Annotated in this window: 4 protein-coding genes and 3 pseudogenes; 2 read left to right on the forward strand and 5 right to left on the reverse strand. The window is 62.1% G+C overall.

Annotated elements, in window-relative coordinates; genetic code table 11:
* The 3 genes from tnpC to tnpA form a co-directional block, all read right to left on the reverse strand.
* Positions 1–923 (reverse strand): IS66 family transposase (gene tnpC / locus AWB78_RS40570; protein WP_232478092.1); only part of this gene is annotated, 923 nt, incomplete at its 3' end.
* Positions 924–953: 30 nt separating this feature from the next.
* Positions 954–1,298, reverse strand: coding sequence for an IS66 family insertion sequence element accessory protein TnpB (gene tnpB / locus AWB78_RS40575; RefSeq protein WP_062612676.1), 345 nt, complete (start codon positions 1,296–1,298; stop codon positions 954–956).
* The gene (tnpA, locus tag AWB78_RS40580; RefSeq protein WP_232478093.1) at positions 1,295–1,720 is read right to left on the reverse strand and encodes an IS66-like element accessory protein TnpA; all 426 of its coding nucleotides are present in this window, start codon (positions 1,718–1,720) and stop codon (positions 1,295–1,297) included. The genes tnpB and tnpA overlap by 4 nt, the downstream gene beginning before the upstream one ends.
* 85 nt (positions 1,721–1,805) lie before the next feature.
* On the opposite strand from tnpA, the pseudogene AWB78_RS40585 reads away from it, so the two are divergent.
* A pseudogene (locus AWB78_RS40585) lies at positions 1,806–2,462 on the forward strand (IS6 family transposase); the annotation flags it as partial.
* 45 nt (positions 2,463–2,507) lie between these two features.
* Positions 2,508–2,873 (forward strand): annotated as a pseudogene (locus AWB78_RS40590) (Mu transposase domain-containing protein); the annotation flags it as partial.
* A gap of 27 nt (positions 2,874–2,900) precedes the next feature.
* Here AWB78_RS40590 and AWB78_RS40595 read toward each other — a convergent pair.
* Both AWB78_RS40595 and AWB78_RS40600 read right to left on the reverse strand, forming a co-directional pair.
* Entirely contained in the window at positions 2,901–5,885 is a 2,985-nt protein-coding gene (locus tag AWB78_RS40595) for a Tn3 family transposase (RefSeq protein WP_062612680.1), read from the reverse strand.
* A pseudogene (locus tag AWB78_RS40600) lies at positions 5,882–7,563 on the reverse strand (site-specific integrase). The gene AWB78_RS40595 and the pseudogene AWB78_RS40600 overlap by 4 nt, the downstream one beginning before the upstream one ends.
* Positions 7,564–7,743 lie beyond the last annotated feature (180 nt).

Genomic DNA, 7,743 nt, shown 5'->3' on the forward strand with positions numbered 1-7,743 from the left:
TGTTCGAGTGGTTGACGACACTTCCACTCTGGCACATTGATGCCGTCTAGGTGGGGGCGTCCATCCCATTGCTTACGATCATCGCGCACGTAGACCCACAATCGACCGGTCTTGGTCTTTTTGTTCCCAGGCGCGAGCACCGGGATCGGCGTGTCGTCCGCGTGCAGCTTCGCAGTCGACATCGTGTAGCGACGCAGGGCTTCAGTCAGCAGCTGACAGAGTTCGTCGCATTGTCCGACCCAGCGTGCCATGGTGGCCCGATCGAGACGTACGCCATCGCGCGCCGCGATCTCGGATTGCCGATACAGCGGCGTGTGGTTCGCATACTTCGCAACAATGATCTCGGCCAGCAAGCTCGGATGCGCGATGCTGCGCTCGATCGGCAGCCCCGGCATGGGAGGTTGCGCGATATGGCCGCAACCTGTGCAGATCCGCTTGCGACGGATCGTGCGGATGACCTTGAACATAGCTGTGACGCGCGCGAGCTGCTCAGACACGTCCTCCCCGAGCAGCTCCATGGTGTTGTCGCACTTCGGGCAGATGGAATCGGGCTCGAGCACGCGTTCTTCGCGTGGCAGATGGGGCGGCAGCGCTTCCTTTGCAGATGCCGCAGACGCGCCTGAACTTGATGCACGAGCGCGCGCACGGCGAACATCGGTAACGCCGCTGCCCGCTGCCAGATCCTCAAGTTGGGTTTCGAGCCGATCGATCTGTCGGTCTACCTGCTCGGATTTGCGACCGAAGTGCATGCGCCTGAGCTTGTCGATCTGTGCCTTCAGGCGCTCAAGTTCCTGGTCCCGCTCAACAATCTCCCGGTCGCGTTCAGCGATCTCCTGGCGCATCTTTGCCATCGATGCCTGCTGCTCGAGCACCAGGGCGTGGAGCTCGGCAACGGTTTGCGGAAGCGGCGCATGGTCAGGCATGCGCTGCAGTTTACGAGCCTTCGATGCGGTTTACAACATCGACAATGCGGCCGTACGACGGGGTTGTCGCCAATCGATGCCTTCCAGCAACATCGACAGCTGCGCAGACGTCAGATAGATCTTGCCTCCATCAGCCTGTGGCCAAATAAACCGTCCGCGCGAAAGCCGCTTCGCAAGAAGCCATAGGCCGTCATCGGTCGCCCAAAGAATTTTTACGAGATCGCCGCGACGCCCCCGAAAAATGAACATGTCTCCGCCGAGCGGATTCTCTTCGAGTGCCGCCTGCACCTTCGCGGCAAGAGCCGGGAAACCACTGCGCATGTCGGTGACGCCTGCGGCGATCCAGATGCGAGTGCCTGCCGGCAAGCCGATCATCGGGATAGCTCCCGGATCAGCAGCCGCAGCATATCCGGCGACACGTTGCCGCAAACCCTCAAGCGTGCACGGTCGAACTCGATCTCGCAAAGATTCTCTGGCGACCGTGTTGCATCAACTTCCATCGGTGGCGTATGTTCTGCCGCCTCAGCGACGACATTCACAGGCAACAGCGACGGCACCTCCTGTGCCCGCTTTGGCGTCGCGCGCTCAGGCAGCGTCGGCAAACCGTACTCTCCTGCCAGATAAAGCCGTCGCCATTTGAACAACAGGTTTGCATTGATATCGTTGCTGCGCGCGATCAATGCCACCGACGCGCCCGGCTCGAGCGATTGTTCAACCAGTTGCCGTTTGAACTCGGTCGGAAAGTTCGGCCGCTTATATGCGCCGTCTGCGGCGCCATCGCCCCATGTCTTGTCCACTTTGGTACCCACCATAATTTGGTGGATACCAAACTACCCAAAACCTCAATCAGCACGCCAGAACGGCCGCGGCGAGACGCTTACGCTGAGTCTGCGCATGGTCGAGGAGATCTTGGCTGCGCGCGGTATCGAGCTGACGTATGAGACGGTGGGGGACTGGGCGGCAAAGTTCGGTCTGGCAATCGCCAAGCGTATCCGTTCGACGGCGCTGGGGCGCGGCGACAAGTGGCATCTCAATGAGGTCGTGGTGACGATCAACGGCAAAAAGCACTGGCTGTGGCGGGCGGTCGACCAGCACGGCGCGGTGCTCGACGTGCTGGTGCAAAGCCGTCGCGACACGGCGGCGGCCAAACGGCTGATGCGCAAGCTGCTCAAACGCCATGGCCGTCCACGCGTGATCGTGACGGACAAGCTGCGCAGCTATGCCGCCGCAAACAATGAGCTGGGCCTGAACGTCGAGCATCGGCAGCACAAGGGGTTGAACAACCGGGCAGAGAATTCGCACGAGCCTACACGGGTGCGAGAGAAAGTGATGCGACGCTTCAAGTCAGCCCGCCATCTGCAACACTTCGCTTCGGTTCATGGACAGGTTTTCAAATCTGTTCATGGGCTGTCTCGTTGCAACCGCAAACGCAGTGCAAACGCGAGGCACGTGCCCAGGCCCACGCGGCATGGGGTTGGGCTTCGTGCGCCCGCATGGCGGCGTAAGACGATTAATTTGCATCCTTGCGCGACGGCCTAACAAGTTGGCAATACCGATCGCGTTGGTCGCCCGCAAATGCTGCCAGTGAAGTCGAGCTTCCTTCCTCTTCGCGAGTTCCGTGATCTTGACGACGCCAACCGGCAAGCACGAGCCTGGGTGATGCACGAGGCCAGCACCCGGACGCATGGCACGACGCGCGAGGTGCCGCTCAAGCGTTTCGAAGACGCCGAACAGGCGCTGTTGCAGCCGCTTCCCGATGTGCCGCCCGAGCTGGCAACCTGGGCGCGCGTGAAGGTCCATCGCGACGCCCATGTGCAATTCGAGCGCGCCTACTATTCCGTGCCGTTCCGGCTTGCCGGTAAAGATCTGTGGCTCAAGGCAACCGCCACCATGGTGCAGCTCTACTACGAGCACGAACTGTCAGCGTCGCATGTCGAGGTCCGACCGGGATTCGTTAAAAATCCGCCACATCCCGGCCTAAGCTGCTGATTTAATGGCAAATTCGATGGTCGGATCGAGCGGCGGCACGGGGCGCTGAAGATCCAGCAGATAGTCCCCGAGCCGGTTGATGTGCTCTCGCCGGTATGGCGACAGCACCTTGAGCACCTCGGCATCAACCGGATGTCCCTTCTGCTGCAGTTCCTTCAGCTTGCGCGACATCCATTGCACGCTGTACAGGATCACCATGTTCGCGACGAGGTGGTTGTACTTGATCACCTTGCGCTGCTCGTGCCGGACGTTTTCAGCGATGACGCCTTCGCCGCCGAACATCAGCCACTGCGCGAAGTCGTTGAACTGCTCGCTCTTGTTGGTAGCCGCATGAATCGTGCGGCGCAACTCCGGGTCTTTGAGATATTTCAGAAGGAACAGCGTCCGGATCACGCGCCCGAGTTCCCGAAACGCAAAGTACAGCTTGTTCTTCGTGCTCTCCGAGCCGAGGCGGCGAAGGATCGTCGAGGGCGTCATCTTGCCCGCCTTGATCGACACTGCGACGCGCATCATGTCAGCGTAGTGTCGCTCAGTGAGCGTCCAGTCAACGGCCTGGCGGCAATGCCTGTCGATGTGCTCATACTTGCGACGCCTGTCGGCCTTGTACAGCACGAGATCCTTGATGTTGCGCATGCGCGGCATCAGATTGATGCCCACCACGTACGACAGACCGAAGACCGGACCGCTCTGCGCCTGCGTATCGCCGTGGATGGTATCGGGCTTGACGTCGGCGCCATTCTGAATTAGCTCGTCGAGGATATAGACGGCCTCGTGGACGCCGCAGGGGATGAAGTGGCTGAACAACGCGATGTACATGTCGGACACGTGGTAGTAGCCGATCCCGCCGTATCCGCCATAGCGGACGTGATACTCGGACAGCAGGTTCTGCTCGTACAGGCTCCATTTCGTGCCATCCGCCGACGCGCGCTTGCCACTGCCCCAGTATTTCGGCAACGCGAACTGGTTGTACGCGTTGATCACCTTCACATTCGCCTTGTCGAGCCGCTCTTCGGTGACGTGCTTCAGGTTCAGCCAGGCAACCTGCTTGCGGCTGAGACCCTTCACCGAGCGCGCCGTCTGGCTGGGACCGAGGTTGCACCCGTAGCAGAACAGCGTTGTGATGAAACGCTTGCGCGGATCGTCAACCTTCGCGTCGAACCCGGACAGCGGGCCGAACAGTATATGCAGGTCGAGCCACTGCTCGGTTTCGGTGAGGAGATCCAGGATGCTGACCTGCGGCATCGACGCGGTGATGGCCTGATCGATCAGCGTTCGGTTCGGTGGTTCGGGCTCCTTGCCGGGCTTGTGAATGATGAGTTCCTGATCGACGAACTCGATACTGTCGTTCACTGGGAAGTTCGCATCGGTCTCGTCGAGCGCCGCGTTCAGCTTATCTCGCAGATCCTTCGCGAAGCTCTTGCCGTCCGTGGGCACACCCACGATCTCGCAGTAGTCCGGCAGCTGACGCCGGAACTCCTCGTCGGAGGCCTGATGCACGCGATTATCGTCGAAGTGATCACTGCCCTCGACGTAAAGATCGCCGGAATTCAGTTCCCGCATGATCTGGCTGAAGACGCCCAGCTCGAAGAATCGGCGGTGCAACATCCGGTTGTCCCGACCGTGCGGGAATACCGCACGCATCCACTTATCCGATAGCCAGTCCAGCGGCAGGTTTGCGAGATCGTCCTCCGTGAGCAACAGGTATTCGCGATGGGCGTTCCGGGAGCCCTGCAGCCAGGCGAGCGCGACCAGTATCGCGCGGTCCTGTGAGCTCGATCGCAACGGCAGCACATCCAGGCACTGAAACAGCAGTGAGCGTTGGTTCCGGTACGGCACGAGCATGAACGGCAGGTCGAACTGGCCGGCATAGGCGATATGCTCGTTGCATCGTGCAAGCGCTACGGACGGGTCGCCGAGCGACTCGCGGATTCTCGGCAACCGTTGGCGTTCTGATACCCCCTCATCCTGAAGGATCTGCAGGACGTCCCGGAACTGCCCGACCAGTCCCTCCAGCACGCCGGCGTGTTCGAGTTGATATTTTTGAAGCCGGACCTTCGCGTAGGTCTCGAACTTGCGCATGACCTTGATGAAAATCTCGGCGACGTCATCAAGCGCCTTCTGCAACTGGGCCTGGATGAACAGCACAGCAAGCGCATGACGCTTCACTATCTTGAGCGAACGCAGTTCCGCGACATCGAGCGCCCGCGCTTCAGTGACTAGCTGTACCCGCTTGCTAACGGACAGGATCGCGGGCGGCGCCGGCAACCCTTCCGCCAGTGTCCTGATCCCGTTGATATGCTTGAGGAAGCTCGCGATCGCACGCGCAGCTGGCCTCTTCGGCTCCTGCTTCAGATCGTCCCAGCCTGACTTGCCAGCCTTGATGACGAGGAGCCCATCGATCCTTTCGATCATAGCCGCGTCCAGCGCGCCGCAGATCTTCGTCCAGATCGTTTCATTGAGATCGTTGCGCGCCTGCGTGGCGATGCGCTGAAGCGTCGACAGTGGCGGTAGTTCGTAACGGCGCCGGACCAGTTCCTCGACCAGCACGTTGTTGATGATGTCGGGCAGTTCGACTTTGGTCCTTGCTTCCCTCGAGGCGAGATCGGCAAGCCACACCGTCTTATCCGCATCGAACCGCCAGATGTCGAGCCAGGCACGCAGCAGCTTCTGATGCCGGATGCGAGTTCCGGATATGTCGTACCGCGCGATCGCCGTCTGGGGCAACGCCCGGGCTCGCATCGCGGTCCGGATGTGATCGATGATGACCGGCGGCACGTCCGAGAGCATCGGGAAGTAGCCGAGACGCTGCAGCAGTTTCAACTGCACCATGATCAGCACGGCGGTAGCTTCCTGCCGGGATTGCCGGCGCACAAAGCGAATTTCCGCGGCGGTCGGGGTGAATGCCGCTTTCAGTTCCGCCCTGCGCGGTTCTGCAGGCAGGACCGGGTAGATGGTCTCGTGGACGGTGCTCATGCCGGTGGCCGTCTCGCGAAGATCCGCTCGATTTGCCGGGTACGCTGAACCTCGTCGTCGTCCAGGTAGATCGACGTGGTTGTGATCGACGCGTGACGCAGGTTGTCGCGTACGGTGGTCAGCGTCGCGCCGTTGGCCAGCGCGTGCGTTGCGTGCGTATGCCTCAGCCAGTGCGGCGTCGCGCGCCGCAGTTTGCCAGCGAGTGCCGGGTGGTCGACCTGGATGGCGTCGGCGGCGGTGCGGAAGAAGCGGCGCAGCACCTCCCTCAGGCGCGGTGTGGTGATGCCGCCGGTCTCGTCCAGTTGGCCGAGCAGCGGCACGTCCGGCGTCCATCGTGCCGGGCTTACGGGCAGACCGCGCTGTACCAGATACTGGTCCAGTGCAAAGCGCGCGAGCGGCGGCAGGACCACCTTGCCAACCTTCGCGCCCTTGCCGGAGAGGTGAAGCCATCGCTCACCTTGTGCACCGCTTTCGACGCCGCCGAGTGTGACGCCGACCAGTTCGCCTGCGCGCAGGCCGGTCGCATAACCGAAATCGAGCAGAAAGCGCAGACGCTGCGCGGCGGGAAGCGTCCAGCCATGCGACCATTCGAGCCCGTCAGCAATTCGTGCGGATCAGCTCCCATTCGCCGGCCGTAAAAGCGCGCGAGATGTCCAGTTCGCCATTACGCTGCGCGCCGCGCACCCTGAGGCCGGCGAACGGATTCGCGAGCAAGTAGCGTTGTTCGATCAGAAAACGAAACATTGCACTCAGAACCGACAGCGCATAGGCGATAGAATCCGGCGACAGCGCACCCGTGAACGGCCGCCACTCGGACGACGATCGCGGCCGCGCCGGCGCGACCCACCGGGCGCGCGGTGCCGGATGTCGCAGGAAGGCGCGATAAGCGGTCGCATCCTCGCTCGTGAGCGAAGACAGCGCCTTGCTGCGCTCGACAACCGCCCACAGCAGCAGGCGCTCGGCTTCCCGGCGATAGGCACGCCGCGTTTCGGCAGCCTCATGCCGGTCAAGCCAGGCGCTGATCGCCTGATAGTCGTTATTGGCCTCGAGCGCGCACATCGACCTTGGCGCGCGGAAGGTGCCCCGCGAGCCGTCGACGCAATGTGGCACGCGGATGTTTTCCCACGGCACCACGGGGTCCGGCGTCGCCACCACAATCAGCGCGCGGGCGCGCTCGGTAAGCACCGGGTGAGTGGCAAAGAAGGTTTCAATATGACGTGCGCTGCGCACGCCGAGTCCGGGAATCGCGCGCCACCAGCGCCGCCGACGAGGGATGCGCACGGTCAGATCGGCCAGCGTCCGGATGCCATACTGATGCAGCACCGGGACGACGCGAGACGGCAACCAGGCACCGATCGGATCGCTCACCTGCGGTTGCGGGACCGCAATCGTCGGCAGGATGTCCAGCGCCCGGGTCGCTGCCTTGCGGTAAAGGGTCCGTTCGCCCACTGCGCACCGGAACAGCCGGGCCAGATCGGCGCGATGCCGGCTGAGGGCAAAACCGGCGAGCTGCCGGCGAATCCGGCCAATCACGCCGGCGTGCCGACTGGCCGCTTTCGAGCGCCTGCGGGCAATAGCGTTCGACTGCCTCGCGCGAGCCGACTCCCGCGTACCACGCGCGTAGCGCCGACAGGGAAGCGGTGTCGGGAAACGATGACGGCGGTGGAACGTTCGGCATCCGGAGATTATAGGCAGCGGGATGAAAATGGCGTGACGGTTAGGTGTCGCGCGTTTCGCAAATCAGCAGTTTTGTGACGAAACACGCCCATATCGATAATATCTGTTAGCGATAGGGACGCGTAGAAATTCGGCGATGTGCCGATCTCAGCTCTCGGTTCACACATCGCCCCATCGGGTA

The sequence above is a fragment of the Caballeronia calidae genome (assembly GCF_900044055.2).
Taxonomy (GTDB): domain Bacteria; phylum Pseudomonadota; class Gammaproteobacteria; order Burkholderiales; family Burkholderiaceae; genus Caballeronia; species Caballeronia calidae.

Bases quoted from the DNA above. Each gene is read 5' to 3' on its own strand.
- tnpB (WP_062612676.1), bottom strand. From the start codon at position 1,298: ATGATCGGCTTGCCGGCAGGCACTCGCATCTGGATCGCCGCAGGCGTC.
- AWB78_RS40595 (WP_062612680.1), bottom strand. From the start codon at position 5,885: ATGAGCACCGTCCACGAGACCATCTACCCGGTCCTGCCTGCAGAACCG.